This window comes from Pigmentiphaga kullae, from assembly GCF_004216695.1.
GTDB classification, from domain to species: domain Bacteria; phylum Pseudomonadota; class Gammaproteobacteria; order Burkholderiales; family Burkholderiaceae_B; genus Pigmentiphaga; species Pigmentiphaga kullae.
The window spans coordinates 914,487-938,955 of record NZ_SGXC01000002.1 but is presented as its reverse complement, the minus strand read 5'-3'; the positions used below and the strand labels follow the sequence as shown (position 1 = coordinate 938,955).

The 24,469-nt window shown below is 68.4% G+C and carries 20 protein-coding genes; 14 read left to right on the top strand and 6 right to left on the bottom strand.

Annotated features, from left to right (window positions below; translation table 11 throughout):
- Positions 1 to 4: 4 nt before the first annotated feature.
- Both EV675_RS18750 and EV675_RS18745 read right to left on the bottom strand, forming a co-directional pair.
- Positions 5 to 1,711: a M30 family zinc metallopeptidase gene (locus EV675_RS18750; RefSeq protein WP_130358707.1), complete on the bottom strand. Its 1,707-nt coding sequence runs from the start codon at positions 1,709 to 1,711 to the stop codon at positions 5 to 7.
- A 12-nt stretch (positions 1,712 to 1,723) separates the two neighbouring features.
- Complete coding sequence (locus tag EV675_RS18745; RefSeq protein ID WP_165404652.1) at positions 1,724 to 3,394, bottom strand: M30 family zinc metallopeptidase; 1,671 nt, start codon at positions 3,392 to 3,394, stop codon at positions 1,724 to 1,726.
- 133 nt (positions 3,395 to 3,527) lie between these two features.
- On the opposite strand from EV675_RS18745, the gene EV675_RS18740 reads away from it, so the two are divergent.
- Positions 3,528 to 5,273 carry an ATP-binding response regulator gene (locus tag EV675_RS18740; protein WP_165404651.1) on the top strand — a complete coding sequence of 582 codons (1,746 nt, stop codon included), beginning with the start codon at positions 3,528 to 3,530 and terminating at the stop codon, positions 5,271 to 5,273.
- Between the two features lie 7 nt (positions 5,274 to 5,280).
- Here EV675_RS18740 and EV675_RS18735 read toward each other — a convergent pair whose 3' ends face one another.
- Both EV675_RS18735 and EV675_RS18730 read right to left on the bottom strand, forming a co-directional pair.
- Positions 5,281 to 5,916, bottom strand: a complete 636-nt coding sequence (locus tag EV675_RS18735) for a response regulator transcription factor (RefSeq protein WP_130358704.1) — start codon at positions 5,914 to 5,916, stop codon at positions 5,281 to 5,283.
- A 13-nt stretch (positions 5,917 to 5,929) separates the two neighbouring features.
- Complete coding sequence (locus EV675_RS18730; RefSeq protein WP_130360216.1) at positions 5,930 to 6,778, bottom strand: outer membrane protein assembly factor BamD; 849 nt, start codon at positions 6,776 to 6,778, stop codon at positions 5,930 to 5,932.
- 89 nt (positions 6,779 to 6,867) lie between these two features.
- Here EV675_RS18730 and EV675_RS18725 point away from each other — a divergent pair, with 89 nt between their 5' ends.
- A complete protein-coding gene (locus EV675_RS18725) occupies positions 6,868 to 7,878 on the top strand; it encodes an RluA family pseudouridine synthase (RefSeq protein ID WP_130358703.1) in 1,011 nt (336 codons plus the stop codon).
- Positions 7,875 to 8,630, top strand: a complete 756-nt coding sequence (gene pgeF / locus EV675_RS18720; RefSeq protein ID WP_130358702.1) for a peptidoglycan editing factor PgeF — start codon at positions 7,875 to 7,877, stop codon at positions 8,628 to 8,630. The genes EV675_RS18725 and pgeF overlap by 4 nt, the downstream gene beginning before the upstream one ends.
- Before the next feature lie 39 nt (positions 8,631 to 8,669).
- Here the strand turns inward: pgeF and EV675_RS18715 are convergent, their stop codons facing one another.
- On the bottom strand, positions 8,670 to 8,894 hold the full coding sequence (locus EV675_RS18715; protein ID WP_130358701.1) for a hypothetical protein: 225 nt from the start codon (positions 8,892 to 8,894) through the stop codon (positions 8,670 to 8,672).
- A gap of 225 nt (positions 8,895 to 9,119) precedes the next feature.
- On the opposite strand from EV675_RS18715, the gene phaC reads away from it, so the two are divergent.
- The 4 genes from phaC (at position 9,120) to rimO (ending at position 13,694) form a co-directional block, all read left to right on the top strand.
- On the top strand, positions 9,120 to 10,751 hold the full coding sequence (gene phaC, locus EV675_RS18710) for a class I poly(R)-hydroxyalkanoic acid synthase (protein WP_165404719.1): 1,632 nt from the start codon (positions 9,120 to 9,122) through the stop codon (positions 10,749 to 10,751).
- 64 nt (positions 10,752 to 10,815) lie between these two features.
- A complete protein-coding gene (gene phbB / locus EV675_RS18705; protein ID WP_130358699.1) occupies positions 10,816 to 11,553 on the top strand; it encodes an acetoacetyl-CoA reductase in 738 nt (245 codons plus the stop codon).
- Between the two features lie 106 nt (positions 11,554 to 11,659).
- Positions 11,660 to 12,226, top strand: a complete 567-nt coding sequence (gene phaR / locus EV675_RS18700) for a polyhydroxyalkanoate synthesis repressor PhaR (protein WP_130358698.1) — start codon at positions 11,660 to 11,662, stop codon at positions 12,224 to 12,226.
- An 82-nt stretch (positions 12,227 to 12,308) separates the two neighbouring features.
- Complete coding sequence (rimO, locus tag EV675_RS18695; RefSeq protein WP_130358697.1) at positions 12,309 to 13,694, top strand: 30S ribosomal protein S12 methylthiotransferase RimO; 1,386 nt, start codon at positions 12,309 to 12,311, stop codon at positions 13,692 to 13,694.
- 19 nt (positions 13,695 to 13,713) lie between these two features.
- Here rimO and EV675_RS18690 read toward each other — a convergent pair whose 3' ends face one another.
- Positions 13,714 to 14,478: an IclR family transcriptional regulator gene (locus tag EV675_RS18690; RefSeq protein WP_165404650.1), complete on the bottom strand. Its 765-nt coding sequence runs from the start codon at positions 14,476 to 14,478 to the stop codon at positions 13,714 to 13,716.
- Between the two features lie 74 nt (positions 14,479 to 14,552).
- Here EV675_RS18690 and EV675_RS18685 point away from each other — a divergent pair, with 74 nt between their 5' ends.
- The 7 genes from EV675_RS18685 to EV675_RS18655 all read left to right on the top strand — a co-directional run bounded on the left by EV675_RS18685 (position 14,553) and on the right by EV675_RS18655 (position 24,316).
- On the top strand, positions 14,553 to 15,713 hold the full coding sequence (locus EV675_RS18685; protein WP_130358695.1) for an acyl-CoA dehydrogenase family protein: 1,161 nt from the start codon (positions 14,553 to 14,555) through the stop codon (positions 15,711 to 15,713).
- On the top strand, positions 15,710 to 17,092 hold the full coding sequence (locus EV675_RS18680) for an MmgE/PrpD family protein (RefSeq protein WP_130358694.1): 1,383 nt from the start codon (positions 15,710 to 15,712) through the stop codon (positions 17,090 to 17,092). The genes EV675_RS18685 and EV675_RS18680 overlap by 4 nt, the downstream gene beginning before the upstream one ends.
- Before the next feature lie 104 nt (positions 17,093 to 17,196).
- On the top strand, positions 17,197 to 18,867 hold the full coding sequence (locus tag EV675_RS18675; RefSeq protein WP_130358693.1) for a hydantoinase B/oxoprolinase family protein: 1,671 nt from the start codon (positions 17,197 to 17,199) through the stop codon (positions 18,865 to 18,867).
- Positions 18,864 to 20,912, top strand: a complete 2,049-nt coding sequence (locus EV675_RS18670) for a hydantoinase/oxoprolinase family protein (protein WP_130358692.1) — start codon at positions 18,864 to 18,866, stop codon at positions 20,910 to 20,912. The genes EV675_RS18675 and EV675_RS18670 overlap by 4 nt, the downstream gene beginning before the upstream one ends.
- A 61-nt stretch (positions 20,913 to 20,973) precedes the next feature.
- A complete protein-coding gene (locus EV675_RS18665; protein ID WP_165404649.1) occupies positions 20,974 to 21,954 on the top strand; it encodes a Bug family tripartite tricarboxylate transporter substrate binding protein in 981 nt (326 codons plus the stop codon).
- An 11-nt stretch (positions 21,955 to 21,965) separates the two neighbouring features.
- Positions 21,966 to 22,838: an amidohydrolase family protein gene (locus EV675_RS18660; RefSeq protein ID WP_130358690.1), complete on the top strand. Its 873-nt coding sequence runs from the start codon at positions 21,966 to 21,968 to the stop codon at positions 22,836 to 22,838.
- Positions 22,839 to 22,852: 14 nt separating this feature from the next.
- Positions 22,853 to 24,316 (top strand): class I adenylate-forming enzyme family protein, encoded by a 1,464-nt coding sequence (locus EV675_RS18655; protein WP_165404648.1) that lies wholly within the window; start codon positions 22,853 to 22,855, stop codon positions 24,314 to 24,316.
- Positions 24,317 to 24,469 lie beyond the last annotated feature (153 nt).

The following is a 24,469-nucleotide window of genomic DNA, read 5'->3' as shown; positions in this document are numbered from 1 at the left end:
GGGCCTATCGGATGACCACCGACAGGCTGGTGTGGGGAGGTACGGTCACGGTTTCCCGGTAGGTGCCCTGGATGCCCGGGCGCACGAAAGGAAAGATGCCGTAGGGGGCGAGCTGCATGGGCGTGGCCGTGGGGAGTTCGCTGACGGCATAGCGTGCGCCGTCCATGGGGACCAGCGCGTAGCCGTTCTCCTTGCGCGCCGGCATGCCGAAGCCTGTCGGTACATTCGTGGCCGGCAGCAGGGCCGCAATCGTCGAGAACCGCTGCCAGGCCTGGGCGAACCCGGCGCCGCCCGCCTGCCGGATGGCATCATCCAGGACCTCGAACGAGTCCCGCGAACTCGTGTTCTGCAGCAGTCCGTGGAAGAATGCCACGCCGAACTGGCGCAGCAGGAAGGCGCCGAAGCTGCCCACCCGGTCGTAGCCGTAGCAGGCCTGGGTAAAGTCCGAGGCCGAGACCGAGCGCAGGTCGCAGTTCAGCGAACCCCATTTGACCAACCGGAGCCAGCTCGCGAGCCTGTCGTCCCGTATCGAGTGCTTGGAATCGAGGTCTTCCCGGAACTGCACGTCCTGCATCATGGTGGCGACCATTTCCTCCAGCCACGTGTCGTTGGCGTAGGAGATCGTGCGGCTGAAGTCGCGTCCATAGGCGGTGGCCGCGTGGGTCAGTTCATGCATCAGCGTCGAAGGCCCGTAGCCGACAGGACCGAGCGGGTCGTACACCGAGGCGGCATGGAGGACGGCGGCGATGGCCTCGTTGCTGAAGCGCAGCCATTCGTCGATCTCCGGGATGCCGGTGGGCATGTCTCGCCTCAGCACGTTGAGCAGGTCGACGTAGCCGCCGCTGGCCAATCCATCGGCAATGACGATGTGAAGGTCCTGGTCGGGCGGGATAACGTTTTCGTATGGGCTGGGCCCCCAGAGCGGCCCGGCAAGCGCCACCAGGCGGGCATAGGATGAATCGTCCCCTGCCAGGACGCGTTGGGCCAGTTGGTCCAGCATGCCATCGGTGATGAGGTCCGGACCCTCCGTGGGGTCGGCGACCCAGAAGTTCACCCGGCGAGGATCGATACCCGAGGCCATGACCTGCTTGCGCAACGTGGCGGGGCGCGACCGGATGGAGTCTGGTTCGTCGACGGATGAGTCTATCCACCAGTTCCGCCGATCGCCCACCTGGGGCGGGACGCGGACATCGGGCGCGGCCCGCAACTGCGGCGAGATTTGCCGCTGCGCCCGAAATTTGCGCCACATGGCCTCCGGAATGCGGCCATGGCGGATCGTGGGGAATGTGGAAGGCTGACCTGCGCGCAGGGAAAGGCCGTTCAGGGTGGACGCCAGCGCTGCGCCCGGATAGGGCGAGCGGACAAAGAGTTCCAGCGCAGGCAGTTTTTGTGGTGTATCGGAATGGCTGGCGTAGATCAACTGGACATCCTTGCCGGGGATGCCGGCTATCCGTATGGGCAGCGCCACTCGTTCGTCCGTGTCGTTCGTGTATTGCCACAGGCCGATGCCTTGGCCGTCGTAGCGGTCGGGGGCGATCGCGCCGCAATGAGGGCCCGCGCAGTCCACCGCCAGGCTGGCCGCGGGAGGCACGACGGGCGGGGCCGGCAGGGCTTGGTCGCCGTCCCCGCCACAGGCGGCCAGGAGCAGCCACACGCCATGGATGGCCAGGGACCTGATCGGGACGCATGTTCGTGCAGAGGTGCTTGTCATGGCGGATCCTTGCTATCGGATGACGATGCTCAGGCTGGAGCGCGGCGGAACGAGCAGGGTTTCGCTGTAGCTGCCCTGGATGCGGGGCCGCACGAACGGGAAGAAGCCGTAGGGTTCCAGGTAAAGCGGGACGCTGGCCGGCAGTGCGGTGATGTCTGCATACGACGCGCCGTCCAGCGGCACGAGGGAGATCTCGTGTTCGTGCCTCTCGGGATAGCCGAATCCGGCCGGCGAGGCGGCCGCGGGAAACAGCGCCGCGCTGCTGCCGAAGCGGCGCAGCATGGCCTTGAAACCGTCGCCCCCCACCTGCCGGAGGGAGTGGTCGAGGATCTCGAAGGTGTCGGTCGAGCTGTAATCGTTCAACAGCGAGACGAACAGATCGACGCCGTACTGGCGCATCAGGTAGGCCGCCAGCGAATTGACCGTGTTGTAGCCGTAGCAGGCCCGGTCCGGCGAGGGGATCGGATACATGTCGCGCAGATCGCAGTTGAAACTACCGTACCGGCCCCAGATCATCCAGCTTCGGAAACGCGCCGCGGTGTCGGAGGGCGCCGGGTCGTCGGGATGGTAGACCAGGTCCTTCATCGCTTCGGCGACTGTTTCGTTCAGCCAGGAGTCGAAGTTGTACTCGTTGCCGCCGAGAATGCCTCGATAGAACCAGAACACGAGGTGCGTGAGTTCGTGCGAGAAATTCTGGATGAAGTCGGTATAGACGTCATCGGGGGCGTAGATGGTCCGGGCGTGCATGTACACCGCCAGGGCTTCGTTGGACTGCTGGATGTAAGGAAGGTCCGGATAGTAGTGACGCACGTAGGTGTCGGAGAAACTGACGTAGCCCAGGACCTCCATCCGCTCGACGATCACCACGTTCAGGTCCTCGCCGGCGCCGATGATGTCTTCGTAGGGTGTTGCGTTCCAGATCGGCCCCGCGATCCTGGTCACCCGGTCGTAGGTGGTCCGGATCCGTTCCTGCAGTTGGTCCAGCGCTTCGTCGGTCAGCACGCCGGCGTCCGTGACCGCGTCCTCGACCCAGATATTCAGGGTCCTGGGATCGGCGCCATCGACGCGGAAAGTGCGGCGCAGCGTGGTCGGACGCAGCGCCTTGGCGTCGTCCCGGTACGAAAAATCATTTACCCACCATTGCTTCGTGTCGCCCACCCGATGGGACGCCGCGGCGGCCATGCTGGCCAGAGCCGGGCCGGAGGCGGTTTTCATGCGGGGGCGGGGCAAGGCGCGCATGTCGTAGGGCGCGTGCGGCAGCCGGCTTTCCGCCGGATCCGGAGCGGGGCCCGCCGCGCGCAGCAGGGCGGCCGATGCGGCCGCGGCGGCGTAGGGCGAGCGCAGGAACAATTCCAGCGGCGGCAGCTTCTGCCGCGCATCCGACTGGTTCACGTAGGAAAGATGGACGTCCTTGCCCGGTATGCCGTCGATGCGGACAGGCACTTCCACGCGGTCGTCGGTGTCGTTGGTGTACTGCCAGACCCCGATCCCGGAGCCCGCGTAGCGGTGGGCATCGACCGCGCCACAATGGGGGCCGCTGCAATCGACGGCCAGTTGCGGCACGGTCTCGGGAGGTGGCGGCACCGGGCCGGAGCCGTCTTCCCCCCCGCCGCATGCAGCCAGGGCCAGGATGGACAGCAGCGACAGCACGCGCAACGGCCGGGCGTGGAGTCGAGGGAGCATGGGCGGTACCTGTCGGATGGGAATTGGCCGCCAGCGTATCGGAATGCCATGCCGCGCACATTGGCCCAAGGTCCAATGCCTGGGCGCCCCCGTCCGTGATAGCGTTGTGCCAATTTCCGGAATCCCGAGCCCGATGTCCGCCTCCCGCCTTCCCCTTGCCGAGCAGATCCAGGCCGAACAGGCGGCGATCCTTCGCCGCAACCTGCCGTTCTCGCTGTGCGGCGCGCTATTGACGGTGGGGTTGGTGTGGGCGGCGCTGCGCGATGCGGTGCCCGCGGGGCAACTGCTGGCCTGGTTCCTGGCGCAGGCGGCCTGGACGCTGGTCCGTGCCTGGGGCGTCACGCGATATCGCAGGGCGACCGGCAGCGCGGCGGGCCTGGCCCGCTGGCGGCGGGCCGCCATCGCCACGACCGGGGTGGCCGGGCTGCTGTGGGGGATTCCGTTCGCCTACTGGATGCTGCACGTGGACCTGCCGCACCAGATGTTCCTCATCGTCGCGCTGCTGACCCTGGGCACGGGGGCGATCTACGCCTATTGCATCGACCTGCCGCTGCTGTATGCCTTTGAACTGCCGTATTTCTCGCTGCCTTTCGTCGCCATCCTGACCATTCCGGGCACCATGCATACCGTGCTGGCGCTGGCGGCGGCGCTGTACCTGGCCGTCACGCTGGTGTTCGCGCAGCGCATGTCGCGCACGCAGATCGACTCGCTGCGCCTGCGCTTCGAGAACCTTTCCCTGGTCGAGAGCCTGCAGCGCGAGAAGGATGCCGCCGAGCGCAGCGACCTGGCCAAGTCGCGCTTCCTGGCCGCGGCCAGCCACGACCTGCGCCAGCCGGTCCATGCGCTCAGCCTGTTCATCGGCGTGCTGAAGGAACAACCGCTGCCAGACGAAAGCCGGCGCCTGGTCGACAGCGTGGGGCGGGCCGCCTCGGCGCTGGGGACGCTGTTCGAGGCGCTGCTGAACATCTCGCGCCTGGACGCCGGCGTGGTGCGCGTGAACCGGCGGACTTTCGCGCTGGCCGCGCTGTTCGACCAGTTGCTGCTGGAATTCACGCCCCAGGCCGATGCCAAGTCGCTGGTCCTGCGCGTGCGGCCCACGCGGGCGGTGGTCTATACCGATCCGGCGCTGCTGGACCGGATCCTGCGCAACCTGGTCGACAACGCCATACGCAACACCCCGCGCGGCGGGGTGCTGCTGGCGTGCCGCCCCCGGCGGGGAGCCTGGCGCATCGAGGTCTGGGACACCGGGGCGGGCATCCCGGCATCCGAGCAGGACAAGGTATTCTGGGAGTTCCACCAGTTGAACAATCCCGAGCGCGACCGGGGCAAGGGCCTGGGCCTGGGGCTGGCCATCGTGCGGCGCACGGCCAAGCTGCTCGGGCATACCGTCGGGCTGCGCTCGCGCCCGGGGCGGGGCAGTGTTTTTGCCATTACCGTGCCCCGGATGGCGGAGCGGCACGTCGACCAGCCGGCTGCGGCGCCGGCCCATCGTGCCGCCGGCGCGCTGCGGGGGCGGCTGGTGTTCGTGATCGACGACGACACCGAGAACCGCCACGGCTTGCAGTTGCTGCTGGAGGCCTGGGGCTGCAGGGTCGTGGCCGGCGCCAGCGGCCGCGAGATCCTGCTGGCCGCGGCCCAGCGCAACGAGCGGCCGGACCTGATCATCAGCGACTACCGGCTGCGCAACCATGAGACGGGAATCGAGGTGATCGACGCCCTGCACGAGGAATACAACGACGAGAGCATCCCGGCGATGCTGGTCAGCGGCGATACCGACCCCCAGCGCCTGGCGGAGGCGGCCGCGCGCACCTGGCCGCTGATGCACAAGCCGGTCGAGCCCGCCGAGCTGCGGGAGGCCCTGGCAAGAATGCTGGGTTAGCCTCGGCCTACCTGGGTTTGCCGAACAGGCCGGCGCGGCGCGCGGCCAGTACCGCCTGGGTGCGGTTGACCACGCCCAGTGCGGCGAAGATGGCCGAGATGTGAGCCTTGACGGTTTTCTCGGTGGTGGCCAGGCGCTCGGCGATCTCGCCGTTGCGCAGGCCCTCGCACAGCAGGCAAAGCACCTCGGTCTGGCGCGGCGTCAGGCGGCCCGGGGGCTGTTCGGACAGGACCGCCAGCGAGGCGGGAAGGGGGCTGTCCGGGGGCCGCACGAGTTCCCCTGCCAGCACCCGCCGCATGGCGTCCAGCAATTGCCCGACGTCGGCCGACTTGTGCAGGAAGCCGTGGGCGCCCGCGGCCAGGGCCGCTTCGGCGTCTTCCTGGTCTTCAGAGGCGGACAGCACCATGATCCGCAAGCCGGCCCCCGCTCGCCGCAACTGGCGCACCAGCGCCGCGCCGCCCAGGTCGGGCAGGTAGTAATCCATCAGCGCGATGTCGGCCGTGGCGTCCTTGAGCAGGGCCAGGGCCTCGGCGCCGCCGGCGGCGGTGCGCAGATGCAGCGAGGGGCCGGCCGCTTGCCGCAGGGCAAGCGCCAGCCCCTCCCGGAACATGGCGTGATCGTCGATCAGCAGGGCGCTGGTCACGGGCGCGGCGCCCTTACCAGATCTTCCACCACGGGCCGCTTTCCTTCTGGAAGCCGCTCTTGACGAAGGTGCTGTCGGGATAGTTCATGCTCAGCACGCGCGAGGCGTCGTCGCGCAGGTCGGTCATGCCCATCTTGTCGTAGGCCAGCACCATGATGTAGAGCGCTTCCTCGACCGCCGGGGCACCCTGGAAGTCGCGCACGGCGGTCTGCGCGCGGTTGACCGCGGCCACATAGGCGCCGCGATCCAGGTACAGGCGGGCGACGTGGACCTCGTTCATCGCGATGGAGTTGACGAGGTAGTTCAGCCGCAGGCGGGCGTCGGGCGCGTACTTGCTGTCGGGGAAGCGGGCGACCAGGGATTTGAAGGCGTCGAACGACTCGCGCGCGCCCTTGGGGTCGCGCTCGCTGGGGTCCTGCCGCGTCAGGCTGGCCAGGAAGGCGCTGTCCTGGTAGAAGTTGATCAGCCCCTTCAGGTAGAGCATGTAGTCCAGGCTGGGGTGGTTCGGGTGCAGGCGCTCGAAACGGTCGATCGCGGCCAGCGCCTGGGCGTTCGAGCCGTCCTTCCAGTAGACGTAGGCGATGTCGATCTGCGCCTGCTGGGCAAAGACGCCGAACGGGTAGCGCGATTCCAGCTTTTCCAGCAACTTGGCCGCCTGGGTCCAGTTGCCGGTGTCCATCTCGTCCTTGGCCTCCTTGTACAATCTTTCGGCAGTCCAGCCCACCGTGGGGTCGGGTTCCTTGCCGGTATTGGCGCAGCCCGCCAGGACGAAAAAGGCCAGCAGGCAGGCCAGGGCCAGGCCCAGCCGCGTGACGAGGCCTTGCCGCCGGACCGGGGCCACATGCCCGCAGGCCGCTTGCATTGCCAGGGAATTCAACTGCATGGTGGTGTCCCTCACCAATAGACTATCCGTGATTATATTCGGGCTTCGCGGCCACGCCCTCCAGAAACATGTCATCTTCGCTGCCGTCCCAAGATATCGAAACCCAGGAAGCCGAACCGCGCCTGCTGGACCTGCCTCCCGGCACCCCGGCCGGCCGCCTGGACAAGGTCCTGGCGCAACTGCTGCCCGAGCATTCCCGCAGCCGCCTGCAGGGCTGGATCGAGCGCGGCGGGGTGCTGGTCAACGGCAAGGAGGCGTCGGTGCGGCAGGTGGTCGGGCCGGGCGACCAGCTAACGGTGTGGGAGGAAGCGGCGCCCGAGTCGCTGGCCTTCACGCCGGAAGCCATCGATTTTCCGGTCGTGGCCGACAGCGCCGACTGGATCGTGGTCGACAAGCCGGTCGGCCTGGTGGTGCATCCGGGGGCGGGCAACTGGCACGGGACGCTGCTCAACGGCCTCTTGCACCGCTACCCCGAGCTGGCCCAGGTACCGCGTGCCGGCATCGTACACCGGCTGGACAAGGATACCTCGGGGTTGATGGTGGTGGCGCGCACCATTACGGCGCAGACCTCGCTGGTGCGGCAGTTGCAGGCCCGCACCGTGGGACGGCGCTATCTGGCGCTGGTGTCGGGCCACGTGCGGCGCGGCGGCACCATCGACCGGCCCATCGGGCGGGATCCGCGCGTGCCGGTGCGCATGAGCGTGGAGCGGCCCATCGCCGCCAAGCCGGCCATCACCCATTTCGAGCCCCTGCGCCAGGGCCGGGCGCACGGCGGCATGCCGGTGACCGAGGTCGAATGCCGCCTGGAAACCGGCCGCACCCACCAGATACGGGTGCACATGGCCAGCATCGGCCATCCGCTGCTGGCCGATACGCTGTACGGCGGCAAGGCGGTGGAGCCCGCCGGGCGGCAGATGCTGCACGCGGCCCGGCTGCAATTCGACGATCCGGTCCAGGGCGGGCCCCGCGTGTTCCGCGCGCCGGTACCGGACGACATGCAGGCCGTCGTGCGCGTGATCGCCTGGGACGATGACGGGCAGGAGGCGGACGACTACCTGGACGAGGGGGACGAGGAATGAATGCTGCCGAGCCGTTCGTGCACGAGGGCCCGGACTGGCCCGGGCTGCGCATCGTCGCCACCACCCGTACCGGCGGCGTCAGCACGGGGCCGTACGCCTCGTTCAACCTGGGCGCCCACGTGGGCGATGCGCCCGAGGCCGTGGCCGCGAACCGCGCGCGCCTGCGCGCGCTGCTGCCGTCCGGTCCGTTGTGGCTGGAGCAGGTACACGGCACGCGGGTGGCCGATGCCGATCGCGAAACGGATCCCGCGCCGGCCGACGCCGCCGTCACGCGCACGCCGGGCAGGGTGCTGGCCATCATGACGGCGGACTGCCTGCCGGTCGTGATCGCGGCTCCCGGCGCCGGTGTCCTGGCCGTGGCCCATGCCGGCTGGCGCGGGCTGGCGGCCGGCGTGCTCGAAAACGCGGTCGCGGCGATGGCGGTGGCGCCGGATACGGACCTGCGGGCCTGGATAGGGCCGGCCATCGGCCCGGCGGCGTTCGAGGTGGGCGACGAAGTCCGGGCCGCCTTCGCGCGCATGGCTGAACCGCCGGCGCAGGCCTTCGTGCCGACGGGCGGCCGCGACGCGGCGGGCGCGCCCAAGTGGCGGGCCGACCTGCCGGCGCTGGCCGAGCAGCGGCTGCGCGCCGCGGGCGTGGCCACGGTCGTGCGCAGCAATCTCTGCACGGTGGCCGGCAACGACCGTTTCTACTCCTACCGGAAGGAAGGCGTCACCGGACGCTTCGCGACGCTGGCCTGGCTGGCTTCCTGACCGCCAGGCGCTCGGGGCCACGCATGATCGCCGGCTCCATCAGGGTTTCTCTTGATCAGGGTTTTCCGGGGTGTCGCGCGCCGCTTCGCGCGCGCGGCGCAGCCGCTTGCGCATGGGCGCGGTGAAGATGTAGAGCAGGATCGCGACCGGCAGCAGTCCGTAGAACAGCAGGGTCGCGATACCCGCCAGCACGGTGGGCTGCGCCAGGGACATCAGCAGTGTCACGTAAAGCCAGCCGATGGCGACGAGGAAGGAAAAATGCATGGGTCGGCAAGTCTGAAAGAGGTATGAAACGTCGGCCCTGTCGGCCGCCGCGCCGGCGATTTCCGGGGGCTTGGCGCGATTTGACAGCCGCTGGCGCGCTATGCACTATGGCATCTAGCGTAATCGAATCAGCAAGGTGTTCTAGTGAGTCAGTCCAGGCAGGATTCTACGAACCCCTTGGCGTGGCTGGAAGCATGGCAGCAGATGTTGAATCAGAAGGTCGACATGCCTGGGTCGTCGGCGCCTTCGAGCCGCATCCTGTCGGGCGGGCACGCCATGGCCCCCGAAAAGCTGCTGGAGATCCAGCAGGAGTTCGCGCAGGAGTGGGCCGATCTTTGGCGGGCCGCCAGCGCCGGCCAGCTCGAACCGCTGTCCGATCAGCGCTTCGCCGGTGAAGCCTGGGGCGCCAGCCCCGCCCATGCCTTCCTGGCGCATGCCTACCTGCTGTCGGCGCGCACCATGCTCAAGATGGCCGACAGCATCGAGGCGCCCGAGCACGTCCTGAACCGGCTGCGCTTTGCCACCATGCAGTGGGTCGAGGCCATGTCGCCCTCGAACTTCCTCGCCCTCAATCCCGATGCGCAGCGCCGGCTGCTCGAATCCGGCGGCGAAAGCCTGCAGCAGGGCATCGCCAACCTGATGGCCGACCTGAAGAGGGGGCGCATTTCCCATACCGACGAAGCCTCGTTCGAGGTCGGGCGCAATCTTGCCACCACCGAAGGGTCGGTGGTGTTCGAGAACCGGCTGTTCCAGCTTATCCAGTACAAGCCGCTCGCGCCCCGCACCTATGCGCGCCCGCTGCTGATCGTGCCGCCCTGCATCAACAAGTTCTACATCCTGGACCTGCAGCCGCACAACTCCTTCGTGCGCTTCGCGCTGGAACAGGGCATGCAGGTCTTCATGGTGTCGTGGCGCAATCCGTTGTCGGCCGACGCCGACGGCGTGCAGCATGCCGACTGGGACGCCTACCTGCAAGAGGGCGTGCTCGAGGCGATAGACGCGGTCTCGTCCATTTCGCGGCAGCCGCAGGTCAATGCGCTGGGATTCTGCGTGGGCGGCACGCTGCTGTCGTCGGCGCTGGCCGTGGCCAAGGCGCGCGGCCAGGACCCCGTGGCCTCGCTCACGCTGTTGACGACGCTGCTGGATTTCGCCGACACCGGCGTGCTCGACGTGTTCATCGACGAAGCCCAGGTACTGCTGCGCGAACAGCAGTTCGCCGCGGGCGGGGTGCTGGCGGCGCGCGAGCTGGCCACCACCTTCGCCTTCCTGCGTCCCAACGACCTGGTTTGGAACTACGTCGTCAACAACTACCTGAAGGGACAGGCGCCGTCGGCCTTCGACCTTCTGTACTGGAACGCCGACAGCACCAACCTGCCGGGACCGTTCTATGCCTGGTACCTGCGCAACACCTATCTCGAGAACAACCTGCGGGTGCCCGGCAAGGTGCGCGCCTGCGGGGTGGGACTGGACCTGAGCGCGCTCGACATGCCGGCCTACGTGTACGGCTCGCGCGAGGACCACATCGTGCCCTGGACCTCGGCCTACGCATCGACCTCGCTGCTGCGCGGGCAGATGCGCTTCGTGCTGGGGGCCTCGGGCCATATCGCGGGCGTCATCAATCCGGCCTCGCGCAACCGGCGCAGCTATTGGGTGCGCGAGGACGACAAGCTGCCGGCCGATGCCGCCGCCTGGATGGGCGGGGCGCGCGAAGTGGCGGGCAGCTGGTGGAACGACTGGGCAACCTGGATCAAGGAGCACGGAGGGCGCCAGGGCAAGGCGCCGGGCGCGCTGGGCAGCGCCGAACATCCCGTCATCGAACCCGCACCGGGCAAGTACGTGCGGATCCGGGCGGCATGACAGGAGACATGCGTATTCTGCGGGTCAAGCGGCGGGGGGTTCCGCCGTTTCATAAGGAGGCATCATGAGCGGAAAGATAGCGTACGTGACGGGCGGCATGGGCGGCATAGGCACCGTCATCTGCCAGCGGCTGGCCAAGGCGGGGTTCACCGTCGTCGCCGGTTGCGGGCCCAATCGCGATTCTCAGCAGTGGCTGAACGAACAATCGGCGCTCGGCTATACGTTCCACGCCTCCGTGGGCAACGTGGCGGACTGGGATTCCACGGTGGCCGCGTTCGCCAAGGTGCGAGAGGAGTTCGGGCCGGTCGACGTGCTGGTCAACAACGCGGGCATCACCCGCGACGGCGTCTTCCGCAAGATGACGCTGGACGACTGGCGAGCTGTCATCGACACCAACCTGAACAGCCTGTTCAACGTCACCAAGCAGGTCATCGGCGACATGACCGAGCGCAAGTGGGGGCGTATCATCAACATCAGTTCGGTCAATGGCCAGAAGGGGCAGTTCGGCCAGACCAACTATTCCACGGCCAAGGCCGGCATCCACGGCTTCACCATGGCGCTGGCGCAGGAAGTGGCTTCCAAGGGCGTGACGGTCAATACGGTCTCGCCCGGCTACATCGGTACCGACATGGTGCGGGCCATCCGTCCCGACGTGCTGCAGACCATCGTCGACACCATTCCCGTGAAGCGCCTGGGCACGCCGGACGAGATCGGATCCATCGTGGCGTGGCTGGCCTCCGACGACGCCGGCTTCGCCACCGGCGCGGATTTCTCGCTGAACGGCGGCCTGCACATGGGGTAAGCCCCCATCGGGTCCAAGGCGTTCCACGCCGGGTTGGACTAAACTTGATGGCCGGTGCGGTCGGCGGACCGCACCGGTTTCATACAAATCTAAGTTGGGGGCAAGCATGGCGCAGCAAGCTGGAGCCGGCAACGCGTTGCGGTTGATAAAAAAATATCCCAATCGCCGGTTATACGATACGCAGACCAGCACCTATATCACCTTGGCCGACGTCAAGCAGCTCGTGCTGGACAACGAGACCTTCGAGGTCGTCGACGCCAAGTCCGGCGAGGACCTGACCCGCAGCATCCTGCTGCAGATCATCCTGGAAGAGGAAACCGCCGGGGCGCCCATGTTCACGTCCACCATGCTGGCCCAGATCATCCGTTTCTACGGCCATGCGATGCAGGGCATCATGGGTTCGTACCTGGAAAAGAACATCCAGGCCTTCATGGAGATCCAGAACAAGCTGGGCGAGCAGTCCAAGGGCCTGTACGGCGGCCAGTTCGGCCCCGAGGCCTGGGCGCAGTTCATGAACGTCCAGACGCCGATGATCCAGAGCATGATGAGCAGCTACATCGAGCAGAGCAAGAACCTGTTCGTGCAGATGCAGGACCAGATGCAGAACCAGACCCGGTCCATGTTCACCACTTTTCCCTTCACGTCTCCCTCCAAGGACGACGAGCGCAAGTAGCGCGGGGGCGGGCCTGCCGTAACCCGGTAAAATGCCCCCATTCCGCTAATTCCGGCCGCGAGTCGCGCTCGCGGTGCGCCCGATGTCCATCCATTCCACCGATTCCCCGACCCCCGCCGCCGTTCCCCGCGTGGCCTTCGCCAGCCTGGGCTGTCCGAAGGCGGCCTCGGATTCCGAGCAGATCCTGACCCAGCTGCGCGCCGAAGGCTACGAGACCTCCAAGACCTACGAGGACGCGGACCTGGTCATCGTCAATACCTGTGGCTTCATCGACGATGCGGTCAAGGAAAGCCTGGACACCATAGGCGAGGCCCTGCAGGCCAACGGCAAGGTCATCGTGACCGGCTGCCTGGGCGCCAAGAAGGAGTCCGACGGCGAGGGCGTGGTGCAGAAGATGCATCCCAAGGTCCTGGCCGTGACCGGGCCGCACGCGACCCACGAGGTCATGCAGGCGGTGCACCAGCACCTGCCCAAGCCCCACGACCCCTTCAGCGACCTCGTGCCGCCGCAGGGCGTGCGCCTGACGCCCAAGCACTATGCCTACCTGAAGATATCCGAGGGCTGCAACCACCGCTGCAGCTTCTGCATCATCCCGTCCATGCGCGGCGACCTGGTGTCGCGGCCGATCCACGAGGTCATGCGCGAGGCCGAAAACCTGGTCAAGGCCGGCGTCAAGGAAATCCTGGTCATCTCGCAGGACACCAGCGCCTACGGCGTGGATGTGAAGTACCGCACGGGCTTCGTCGACGGCCGCGCGGTGCGTACCCGGATGACCGAGCTGGTGCGCGAACTGTCCAGGCTGGGCGCCTGGATCCGCCTGCACTACGTCTATCCCTATCCGCACGTGGACGAGGTCCTGCCGCTGATGAACGAGGTCCACGAGAGCGGCGGACGCGTGCTGCCGTACCTGGACGTGCCGTTCCAGCACGCCAGCCAGCGCATCCTGAAGCTGATGAAGCGCCCGGCCTCGTCCGAGCGCAACCTGGACCGCATCCGCGCCTGGCGCGCGATCTGTCCGGACCTGACGATACGCAGCACCTTCATCGCCGGCTTCCCCGGCGAGACCGAGGCCGAATTCGAGGAAATGCTGGACTTCCTGCGCGAGGCCGAACTCGACCGCGTGGGCTGTTTCGCCTATTCGCCGGTCGAGGGCGCGGCCGCCAACGAACTGCCCGATCCCGTGCCCGACGAAGTCCGGCAGGAGCGCCAGGCCCGCTTCATGCAGGTCCAGCAGGCCGTGTCCCGCAAGCGCCTGGCGCGCCGCGTCGGCAAGGTCATCAAGTGCGTGGTGGACGAAGCGGGCCCCGAGGGCGGCATCGCCCGTTCCATGGGCGATGCGCCCGACATCGACGGCAAGGTCTATGTGGCGCCGGTCGACAAGCCCTGGAAGCGCTACAAGGTAGGCGACATCATTTCCGTCCGCATCGCCCGTTCCGACGACCACGACCTCTGGGGTGCGGTAGCGTAAGGACGCCGTTCCCGGCGTTCTATCTCTTGATCAGCAGGGGCGCGATTTCCGCCGCCAGGCGCTTGAGCGCGGGCGCGACGGTGGCGGCGACGTGGGTGTCGGTGAACAGGGCGTCCGAGGCGCCGCAGGTCAGGACCAGCGTGCGATGGCGGTCGGCGGGCTGGACCGGGACGCCGATCGCGGTGAAATTCTCCTGCGGATAACGCATGAACACGGCGCCGTGGCGCGCGTAGTCGTCCAGCGCCGTTCGCAGCCGGCCGGGAGCCCCGTCGGCATCCCATCGCCCCTCTGCCTGCAAGCCGGCGACGATGCGTTCGCGTTCGGCCGGCGGCTGGGCCGCCAGGTACGCCAGACCCAGCGATGAGTCGGTCAGGCCGACCGTCGACCCTATGTGCAGCATCACCCGGCGCACCTGGGCGGGCTCGCAACGCTGGATGACCACCATGCTGGCCTCGTGCCTTTCGGCCAGCAGCACCGTGGTGCCCAGGGCGTCGGCGGCGGCCTTCATCAGCGGTACGGCATAGTCGTTGATCCCGGTCTGCGCGACCACGGCATAGCCCAGCAGCAGGGCGGCCGCGCCCACGCGCAGCTTGTCGTTCGCGGTGGGCACCAGATAGCCCAGCGCCGCCAGCGTCTTGCACAGCCGCCAGACGGTGGGCTGCGGCAGCCCGGTCAGCCGGGCGATTTCCGTGGTGCCCAGTTCGCCGCGCGCGGGCGTGAAGCAGCGCAGGATTTCCAGCCCTCGGGCCAGCGCGGTGACGAACAGCGGATCCGTTTCTTTCATGGCGCGCGCGGGCCTTGACACCCTTTCGGGTGAAGCCCAGAATAAATTCATAAAACGAATTATCAATTCATATAATGAATTATTCAAGCCCCATACAGCAGGATTGCACGCCGGAACTGGCCGAGATGCGTCCCGCCATCCGCCGCTTCGTCGGCGAACGGCTGGAGCCCCTGGCCCGACAGATGGACCGGGACGGCCAGGTGGCGCCTTCGGCGCTGGCCGAGATGCGCCAGCAAGGCTATCTGGGCATGCGCCTGCCGGCCGAGTACGGCGGCGGCGGATTCGACCTGGCCACCTATTGTCTGGTGATGGAGGAGGTGGCGCGGTCGCACCGCGTCTTCACCGTCATGCTCGATTGCACCAGCGGCCTGACGCCAATCGGTATCGCGCGCCACGGAACGCCGGCGCAGCGCGACAAGTACGTCGCCCGGCTGGCCAGCGGCGAATGGCTGGGCAGTTTCGCGCTGACCGAACCCGAGGCGGGGTCGGACGCGGCCGCCTTGCGCACCACGGCGGAGAAAAGGGAGGGGGGCTGGGCGATCAACGGGCTCAAGCAGTTCATCAGCGCCGCGCACCGCGCGCAGGTGATCATGGTGCTGGCCGTGACCGACACGGCCCGGCGCGCGCGGGGCGGCATCACGGCCTTCCTGGTGGACCAGGGCACGCCGGGCATGCACATCGCGCGCGTGGACAAGACCATTGGGTCCGATCCCATCGAACTGGCCGAAATCCGCTTCGACGATTGCTTCGTGCCCGACGAGGCGGTGCTGGGCGAGGTCGGCGGCGGATTCGGCATTGCCATGGGGTCGCTGGCCAGCGGGCGCATGGGGGTGTCGGCCGCTTGCATAGGCACCGCCGACAGGCTGTTGGAAGAAGCCGTGGCCTACGCCAAGACCCGCGTCACCTTCGGCCAGCCGCTGGCCGACAGGCAGGCCATCCAGTGGATGCTGGCGGATTCCGCCACCGAACTGGCGCTGGCGCGGTCGCTGGCCTACGACACCATGCGGCGCATCGATGCCGGCCAGGATGCGGGCGCGGCCACCAGCATGGTCAAGCTGTTCTGCTCCGAGATGGTCGGGCGGGTGGCCGACCGGACGGTGCAGATACTAGGCGGCTCGGGCCTGATCCGAGGCGTGCCGGTCGAGCGCTTCTACCGCGACGTGCGGCACTACCGCATCGGCGAAGGCGCCTCGGAAATCCAGCGCATGCTGATTGCCCGGGCGCTATTGAAATGACGGCCTGTCCGCCGGATGCCAATGGGGAAGGCCGGCCGCTGGCGCGACGCCTGGCGGCGTTCGCGCTGGGCCTGCGGCGCGAGGACCTGTCGCCGGCCCGGCGCGAGAAGGTCGCGCTGATCCTGGCGGATTTCCTGGGTTGCGTGCTGGCCGGGTCCAGCCTGCCCGAGGCCAGGTCGGCCTTCGTGCTGGCGCAGCCCGGCGCGGTGCGGATTCCCGGCGGACCGGACGGCCTGAGTCCGGAGTCGGCGGCCATCGCGATGAGCGCCATGGGCTCGCTGCTGCAATTGCACGATGGCTATGGCAACGGCGGCAACCATCCTTGCAACAGCATCATTCCCGTGGTGTGGTGCATGCGCGAGGGCAGGGCCATGGCATCGATCCACATGGCCATCGCCGTCGGCTATGAAGTCGCGAACCGGCTGGCGGCCAGCGCGCATCCGGCCCTGACGCTGGCCGGGCTGGCGCCGACCTCGTGCACAGGCGCGATCGGCGCGGCCGCGGCGCTGGGGCGCCTGCTGGAGCTGGACGAAGATACCCTGGCGCGCGCGCTGGGCAATGCCGCCTTCTCGTTTCCCGCCGCCGCGCTGCGCGGCTTGACCGAACATGGATCGGCGGCGCCGCTGCATGGCGGCCTGGCGGCGCGCTGCGCCATCGAGTCGGTCAAGCTGGCGCGCGCCGGCCTGGGGGCGGGCGACCGCATCTTCGAGGGCGGCGCCGACCCGGGCGTCCTGGACGTGCTGCGCAGCCGGGGGCTCGCGCAGGATCCGGAAACCTGGCGCGGCGAGACGCTGGACGGCGTGTACTTCAAGCCCATTCCCGCCTGCCGCCATGCCCAGCCGGCCATCGATGCCATCCAGGCCATCTGGAACGGCGGGCCGGTGGCGGCAGAGGAAATCGAACGCGTCGACGTGCATACCTATCCGGTCGCGCTGCGCTTCGGGCCTGCGCCCGGGCCGGCGCACGAGCTCTACGACCGATTGATGAGCGTGGTGTGGGCCGTGGCCAGCGCCTTGCGCCACGGCCGGTACGACCTGTCGAGCGTGCGCCGGCCCGCCGTCGAGCCCGAGGTGCAGGCGCTGTATCCGCGCATCCATCTGCACGTCGACGAGGCGTATGCGCAGCTGTACCCACGCTATCTGCCGGCGCGGGTCGAGATCGCGCTGCGCGGAGGGCGCCGCCGAACCGGCGCCTGCATGATGGAGTACGGCACGCCTTCCGAACACGGCCCTTATTCGCCGGGCGGCACGCACACGCCGCCGTTGGACGGGGCAGGGGTGGAGCGCAAGTTCCGCGAGCTGGCGCGTGCCGTGCTGGACGAGAGGCAGGCGGATGCGCTGTGGCGCGAGGCGAGGGCGGTGGAGGACCTGGGCGGTTAGGCGCAGGTCGCGGTTGCCGGGCGTTTTCTTTCTAATTGTCCTATTGACAGAACAATAGATCATAAATAAAGTCCTCCGGAGTATCCTGAATGCAAGAGGGGCGCATGTCGGAAGTCAAGCTCGATCCGGTCACCCTGGCCGTCCTGAAAGGCCGGCTGGAGCAGATCGCCGATGAAATGGACGCCACGCTCTACCGCAGCGCGTTCAATCCCATCATTGCCGAGGCCCACGATGCCTGCCATGGGATCTACGACGGCGCGAGCGGCGATACGCTGGTGCAGGGCAAGTCCGGCCTGCCGGTGTTTGTCGGGGCGATGGCCTTCGCCGTGCGCGCCGCGGTCCAGGCGGCCCGGCCGCTGGGCGGCATGCGCGAAGGCGAGGTCTGGCTGTTCAACGACCCTTACGACGGCGGTACGCACGCCAACGACTTCAAGCTGGTCAAGCCCTTTTTCGTGGAAGGGCGGCTGGTCTGTTTCCTGGCCTCGGCGGCGCACTGGCATGACGTGGGCGGCAACGTGCCCGGCAATTACAACCCGGCCGCCACCGAGTGCTGGCAGGAGGCAGTCCAGATTCCGCCCGTGCGCATCGTGCAGCAGGGCGAAGTGAATCCCGACGTGCTGGCCATCCTGCGCGCCAACACCCGCATGCCCGACAGCCTGTGGGGCGATCTGAACGGCCAGCTCGCGGCGCTGGAACTGGGCGAGCGCCGCCTGGCCGAGCTGTTCGCCGCCTATGGCGAACCGAGGGTTACCGGCGCCATGGGTGCCCTGCGCGAGCGGGCGCGCAAGCTGATGCGGGCGCACATCGCGTCGCTGCCCGATGGCCGCTATTCGTTCGAGGACTACCTAGACAACGACGGCATCCGCGACGAGATGCTGCGCGTCGCGCTGGACATGACGGTGGAAGGCGAGCGGCTGGTACTGGATTTCTCGCGCACCTCGGGTCCTTGCGCGGGCGCGGTCAACATCTCGCGCGCGACCGCGGTGGCGGCCTGCTATGTCGCGCTCAAGCATCTGTTTCCCGATGTGCCGGCCAATGCGGGCGTGCTGGACGCGGTCGAGTTCGTCATGCCAGAGGGCCTGTTGATCACGGCGCAGCGGCCCCGGCCTGTCGGCGGCTACACCGAGACCATCCTGCGCATGATAGACGTGGTCTTCAGCGCGGCGGCGCAGGCCGACCCGGCGCGCGCCGTGGCCCAGGCCTACGGCACGATCAACGCGCTGTCCATCGCCGGGCTGCGCAGCGACGACGCACGCCGGGGCCAGCGCTGGGTGATGTTCAGCTTTTTCGGCGGCGGCCATGGCGGCCATGCCGGCGGCGATGGCCTGAGCCACGGCAACGCGCCCATTTCCACGGCCACGATACCGCCGCTGGAAATCATCGAGGCCGCGTATCCGGTGCGTTTCACGCAGTGGTCGCTGCGGCCCGATTCGGGCGGGCCCGGCATGCACCGGGGCGGGCTGGGCGCGGTCTACGAGATCGAACTGCTGGAACAGTCGGCGCAGGCCTTCGTCTTCGGAGAACGCGGCAAGTCCGCGCCCAAGGGCATCGCGGGGGGCGGCAACGGCGCGCTGAACCGGTTCAGCTATCGCGTGGACGGCCAGTGGCGGACCCCGCCCATGGTGTCGAAGATGATGGGCATACCCCTGTCCCGCGGGGACCGGGTCAGGCTGGAGACGCCGGGCGGAGGCGGCTATGGCGACCCCGCGCGGCGCGGCGCCGGCGCCGTGGAGCGCGACCGGGCCATGGGCTATGTGACGGAGGGTGGGCAGTGAGCGGGCAGCGGCGGGTCGTCGGCGTCGACGTGGGAGGTACGTTCACCGACTTGTTCGTGCTGGACGAGGCGGACCAGTCGGTGGCCGTGGTCAAGGTCCCGTCCACGCGGGGCGAGGAAGCGGTGGGCTTCATGAACGGCATCGCGCGGCTGGACGATGCCGCCGACGGCGCGGCGGGCATCGCCACCATCATCCATGGCACCACGGTCGGCACCAATGCGCTGCTCGAGCGCAAGGCCGCGCGCACGGGGCTGATCACCACGCGCGGCTTCGCCGACGTGCTGGAGATGCGGCGGCGCGACCGGCCGCATACCTGGGGGCTGCGCGGGGAATACCTGCCGCCGATTCCCCGCGACCTGCGCAAGGAAGTGGACGAGCGCGTGCTGGCCGACGGCTCGGTCCATACCGAGGTGGATCTGGGGCAGGTCGAGGCCCGCGTGCGCGAGCTGCTGGCGCAGGGATGCGAGGCGGTCTGCGTCTTCTTCATCAACACCTATGCCAATCCGGCCAACGAAGCGGCGGCGGTGGCGCTCGTGCGCGAGCTGTGGCCCAACGACTGCGTGACCTCGTCGGCCGAGGTCCTGCCCGAGATCCGCGAATTCGAGCGCGTCTCCACGGCCAGCCTGAACGCGGCATTGCAGCCCGTCGTGGGCGGCTACCTGCGGCGGCTGGAAGGCAATCTGCGCGAACGCGGCTTCGGCGGGCAATTGATGATCGTGCAGAGCAACGGCGGCGTGATGTCGCGGCAGACGGCCTGCGAACTGCCGGTGCGCACGACGCTGTCCGGGCCGGCGGCGGGCGTCATCGCCTGTGCCGCCATCGCGCAGGCGGCGGGCCATCCGGACGTGATGACCGGCGACATGGGCGGCACCTCGTTCGACGTCTCGCTGGTGGTGGACGGCCGGGTGGCGCTGGCCGAGCAGACCAGCATCGCCTTCGGCATGGTCGTGCGCTCGCCCATGATACAGATCGAGACCATAGGCGCCGGCGGCGGGTCGATCGCCAAGGTCGATGCCGGCGGCATGCTGCAGGTGGGGCCGGAATCGGCGGGCAGCCGGCCGGGACCGGCCTGCTACGGACACGGCAATCCCTATCCCACGGTCACCGACGCCAACCTGCTGCTGGGCCGCATCGACGCCGCCCGTCCGCTGGGGGGCGGCCTGCTGGGCAAGCTGGACGTGGAGCTGGCGCGCGCCGCCATCCAGGCGCATGTCGCCGGGCCGCTGGGCCTGGACGTGCTGGAGGCGGCCGAAGCCATCCTGACCGTGGCCAACGCCAAGATGGCCGGCGCCCTGCGCCTGGTATCCATCGAGAAGGGACACGATCCGCGCCGCTTCGCCTACATGCCCTTCGGCGGCGGGGGCGGGCTGCACGTGTGCGCGATGATGCGCGAGACGGGGGTGGAAACGGGCATCGTGCCGCGCTATCCGGGCGTGACCTCGGCGCTGGGCTGCGTGATGGCCGACCTGCGCCACGACGCGGTGCGAACCGTCAACCGTGGCCTGCGCGAGGTGGATTTCGAGATCCTGCGCGCGCTGGCGGCCGAGTTCCGCGAACGCTGCGACGCGCACCTGGCGTCGGCCGGCGTGGCCATCGCCTCGGTGCGCGAGGAACTCTTCCTGGACATGCTCTACCAGGGCCAGACCCATACGGTGATGGTGCCGGTCGAGGCCGACCGCCTGGACGCGCAGGCCGTGGAGGCGGCGTTCGAGACCGCGTACCGGACCGAGTTCGGACGGCTGTTGCCCGGCATCCCGGTACGGATCATGAATCTGCGCTACGCACGGGTCGGCGTGCGGCCGAAGTTCGATCTGCGCCTGCTGGCGCCCGCGGGCGACGTGTCGCCCGGACCGGCCGCCACGCAGCGCGTCCACGTCGATGGAACCTGGACGGACGTGCCGCGCCACGCGCGCCTGGACCTCCCCGTGGGCACGCGGGTGGTGGGGCCGGCCATCCTCGAGCAGCCCGACACCACCGTATGGCTGGAGCCGGGTTTCTCGGCCACGACCGACGACCACGGCAACCTGATCCTGAAACCGCTTTGAGCCGGGCGGGATGGCCCGCCCGGCATGCGATGCAAGTTCCGTAGACGATGAGGTAGGCGAAATGAGATCCCGCATCAGGCTTCGTGAGTACCTGGCCCTCCTGTGCGCCGCGCTGGCGGCCGGCGCCCCGGCCGCGTCCCGCGCGCAGGACTATCCGTCGCGCCCGGTCATGATGGTCAACACCTGGGCACCGGGCGGCCCGTCCGATGCCATCATCCGGCCACTGCTGGAGAAATTCTCGCAGAAATTCGGCCAGCCCTTCGTGCTGGAGAACCGCAGCGGCGCCAACGGCAGCATAGGCACCAGCTACGTGGCGCGGTCCAGGAGCGACGGCTATACATTGCTGTTCGCCAACGTCGGGCCGATCGCCATCAGCCCCTGGCTGCCGGACAAGCCCAACTACGATTCGATCAAGGACTTCCAGCCCATCGGGCAGATCGTCTCGGGGTCCACGGTGCTGGTGGTGGCGCCATCCTTCCCGGCCAGCGACATGCGCGGGTTCATCGACTACGCGAAGAAGCACCCAGGCAAGATCACCTACGGCTCGGTGGGCATAGGCAGCAGCACGCACGTGGCCGGCGCCACGCTGGCCAAGATGGCCGGCATCGAGATGGTCCATGCGCCTTACCGGGGGTCCTCGCAGATCCAGGTCGACATCATGTCCGGCCAGATCCAGTCCGCCTTCGTGAGCCTGGGCGGCGCGCTGGAACTGATCCGCGCGGGCAAGCTCAAGGCGATCGCGGTCAGCACGCAGTCGCGCTCGTCGGTGCTGCCCGACGTGCCCGCGGTGTCCGAGACCGTGCCGGGCTTCGACTTCAATGTCTGGTACGGGCTGATGGCGCCCGCCGGCACGCCCAGGGAAGTGGTGCGGGCGCTGGCCGACGCGCTGAAGGAAACGATGGAGATGCCGGATATCCGGAACCGGCTGCTGGCCAGCGGCCTGGACCCGCATCCGACCGGCCCGGCCGAGTTCGCCAGGAAGATCGAGCAGGACCTGGCGGCCTGGAAGCAGGCGGTCGCCAATGCCAACCTGACGCCGTAATCGAGGAAGCGATGACCTTGCACAGCTACGACATCCCGGCCATCGACGCCGTGGTCAACATCTGGACGCCCGAGCTGCTGGCGCAGCGGCCCAAGCGCGATGCGTTCTACAGCGGCAAGATGAACGTCGACACCGCCATCATGCAGGGGCTGTCGCACGAGGACATGCTGCGCCGCATGGATGCCGCCGGCATCGAGCAGGCCTTCCTGATCGCCGCCAAGGTCGGCCCCTGGCAGCATCGCGCCAGCTACCACGTGCCCTATGAAGCGGTGGCCGAGGCGGTCAACCGCCATCCGGACCGCTTCCACGGGCTGGCCGGGCTGGATCCCACGGAAGGCATGCGGGGCGTGCGCGAACTGGAGAAAGCCGTGCGGGAGTACGGCTTCATCGGCGCGCATTTCTATCCCCACTGGTTCGAGCTGGCGCCCGATCATGCGAAGTGGTATCCCTTCTACGCCAAGTGCGCGGAGCTGGACGTGCCGGTACAGCTCCAGGTTGGGCAGTCCATGATCTACGATCCGTCGCACCGGCTGCGCAGCGTGGGCCGGCCCATTTGCCTGGACGCGGTGGCCTGCGACTTTCCCGAGCTGAAGATCATCGGGATACACGTGGGCATACCCTGGACCGAGGAGATGATCGCCATGGCGTGGAAGCATCCCAACGTCTACATCGGCACGGACGCCCACAGCCCCCGGTACTGGTCGGAGGCCTTCGTGAAGTACATCGACAGCTACGGCCAGGACAAGGTGATATTCGGCACCGATTTCCCCATCCTGGACTTCAAGCGGGCGCGGGACGAGATCGAGGCGCTGCGCCTGAGGCCGGGCCCGCGGGAGAAGCTCTTGCGCGGCAACGTGCTGCGCGTCTACGGGCTGGACCGATGAGCGCGGGCAGGCCGATGCGCGGCGCGAACATCGCGGACCAGCTGGCCCTGCACGCCAGCCAGCGGCCCACCAAGCCCGCCATCATCCATCGCGAGCGGGTCATCGACTACCGGCAGCTCGACCTGCTCGTGCGTCAGCGGGCTTCGCTATTGCTGGAGACCGGCGTGCAGCCCGGCGACGTGGTGGGCGTGGCGCTGAAGGACACGCCCGAGCACCTGGTCATGCTGTATGCCGTCGCGCGGGCCGGCGCGGTGATCCTGCCGGTGGACTGCCGCTGGCAGGCCGGCGAGAAACTCAGGGTGGCGCGGCATTTCGGCGCGCGCCGCGTGCTGGTCGAGCCGGGCGACGACTTCGAGCCCGGCCTGTGCGTGGCCGCCGGCGAGGACTGGCTGGCGCGCGCGCGGGACGTGGCGGTGCGCGACCGCTTCCCGGAAGGCGACCGGGGCTTCTGCCTGTCGCTGTCGTCGGGGACCACGGGGCGCCCCAAGGGACCGCTGCTGTCGCACGCACAGTTCATGAGCCGCTTCTTCACGCACTACGCCGACCTGGGATTCGGCAGCCGCGAGACCTACATCAACGCCACGCCGCTGTACTTCGGCGGCGGCCGCGCGTTCTCGGTCTCGTCGCTGTACGTGGGGGCCACGACGGTGCTGTGCCCGCCGCCCTACAAGGTCGAGGAACTGGCCGCCGAGGTGGCGCGCACGGGCGCCACGATCACCTTCCTGGTACCCACGCTGCTGCGGCGCGTGTTGCAGGCCGAGCCGCGCGACGTGGCGCCGCTGCGCGGCCTGCGCACGCTGATCTCGTCGGGCTCGCCGCTGACGGCCGAGGAGCGGCGCCGCATCCGCAACGAGGTCTGTCCCAATTTCATCGAGTACTACAGTTCCACCGAGGGCGGCGGCGTGACCGTGCTGTCCAACCAGGAACTGGAGGCGCAGCCCGCCTCCGTCGGCCGGCCGGTGTTCGGCGTGCGCCTGCAGGTCGTCGACGAACAGGACCACCCATTGCCGCCCGGCGAAGTCGGGCGTATCCGTTACGAGGGCGCCACGGTGGCGCAGGGTTTCCACCGCGACGAGGAGGCGAGCAGGGAGGCCTTCCGCGACGGCTTCTTCTACCCGGGCGATCTGGGCTACCTGAACGAAGAAGGCTACCTGTTCCTGTGCGGCCGGGCCAAGGACATGATCATCCGCGGCGGCGTGAACATCTATCCGCTGGAGATCGAGTCCATCCTCATGACGCACCCCGACGTGCAGGAAGCGGCGGTGGTGGGCCTGCCCTCGAAGGAGTTCGACGAAGAAGTGGCCGCCTTCGTGATGATGCGTGGCGATCGCGACGCGGCGGCCCTGGCCGCCTGGTGCAGGGAACGGCTGGCGCCCTACAAGGTGCCGCGCCATTTCCGCTTCGTCGACGAGTTCGAGCGCAATTCGGCCGGCAAGATCATCAAGAAGCGCCTGATCGAGGGACCGACCCCGGATTAGCCGGTGGCTGCCCGTTTTCGCGCCATGGTCCGCAAACCCGCATGGTTGCTGGCGCCGGATGATTTGTCCGCAGCCTTTCCCCAGGGTTGTTCACAGCGGGTGGGGATAAGTCCGGCTGCCGGGTAGTATATGGGGTGAGCCGTTCCCGCCTTC

Coding starts and splice junctions, on each gene's coding strand:
- EV675_RS18750 (WP_130358707.1), bottom strand. CDS start 1,711: ATGACAAGCACCTCTGCACGAACATGCGTCCCGATCAGGTCCCTGGCC.
- EV675_RS18745 (WP_165404652.1), bottom strand. CDS start 3,394: ATGCTCCCTCGACTCCACGCCCGGCCGTTGCGCGTGCTGTCGCTGCTG.
- EV675_RS18740 (WP_165404651.1), top strand. CDS start 3,528: ATGTCCGCCTCCCGCCTTCCCCTTGCCGAGCAGATCCAGGCCGAACAG.
- EV675_RS18730 (WP_130360216.1), bottom strand. CDS start 6,778: ATGCAAGCGGCCTGCGGGCATGTGGCCCCGGTCCGGCGGCAAGGCCTC.
- EV675_RS18725 (WP_130358703.1), top strand. CDS start 6,868: ATGTCATCTTCGCTGCCGTCCCAAGATATCGAAACCCAGGAAGCCGAA.
- pgeF (WP_130358702.1), top strand. CDS start 7,875: ATGAATGCTGCCGAGCCGTTCGTGCACGAGGGCCCGGACTGGCCCGGG.
- EV675_RS18715 (WP_130358701.1), bottom strand. CDS start 8,894: ATGCATTTTTCCTTCCTCGTCGCCATCGGCTGGCTTTACGTGACACTG.
- phaC (WP_165404719.1), top strand. CDS start 9,120: ATGCCTGGGTCGTCGGCGCCTTCGAGCCGCATCCTGTCGGGCGGGCAC.
- phbB (WP_130358699.1), top strand. CDS start 10,816: ATGAGCGGAAAGATAGCGTACGTGACGGGCGGCATGGGCGGCATAGGC.
- phaR (WP_130358698.1), top strand. CDS start 11,660: ATGGCGCAGCAAGCTGGAGCCGGCAACGCGTTGCGGTTGATAAAAAAA.
- rimO (WP_130358697.1), top strand. CDS start 12,309: ATGTCCATCCATTCCACCGATTCCCCGACCCCCGCCGCCGTTCCCCGC.
- EV675_RS18690 (WP_165404650.1), bottom strand. CDS start 14,478: ATGAAAGAAACGGATCCGCTGTTCGTCACCGCGCTGGCCCGAGGGCTG.
- EV675_RS18685 (WP_130358695.1), top strand. CDS start 14,553: ATGAATTATTCAAGCCCCATACAGCAGGATTGCACGCCGGAACTGGCC.
- EV675_RS18680 (WP_130358694.1), top strand. CDS start 15,710: ATGACGGCCTGTCCGCCGGATGCCAATGGGGAAGGCCGGCCGCTGGCG.
- EV675_RS18675 (WP_130358693.1), top strand. CDS start 17,197: ATGTCGGAAGTCAAGCTCGATCCGGTCACCCTGGCCGTCCTGAAAGGC.
- EV675_RS18665 (WP_165404649.1), top strand. CDS start 20,974: ATGAGATCCCGCATCAGGCTTCGTGAGTACCTGGCCCTCCTGTGCGCC.
- EV675_RS18660 (WP_130358690.1), top strand. CDS start 21,966: ATGACCTTGCACAGCTACGACATCCCGGCCATCGACGCCGTGGTCAAC.
- EV675_RS18655 (WP_165404648.1), top strand. CDS start 22,853: ATGCGCGGCGCGAACATCGCGGACCAGCTGGCCCTGCACGCCAGCCAG.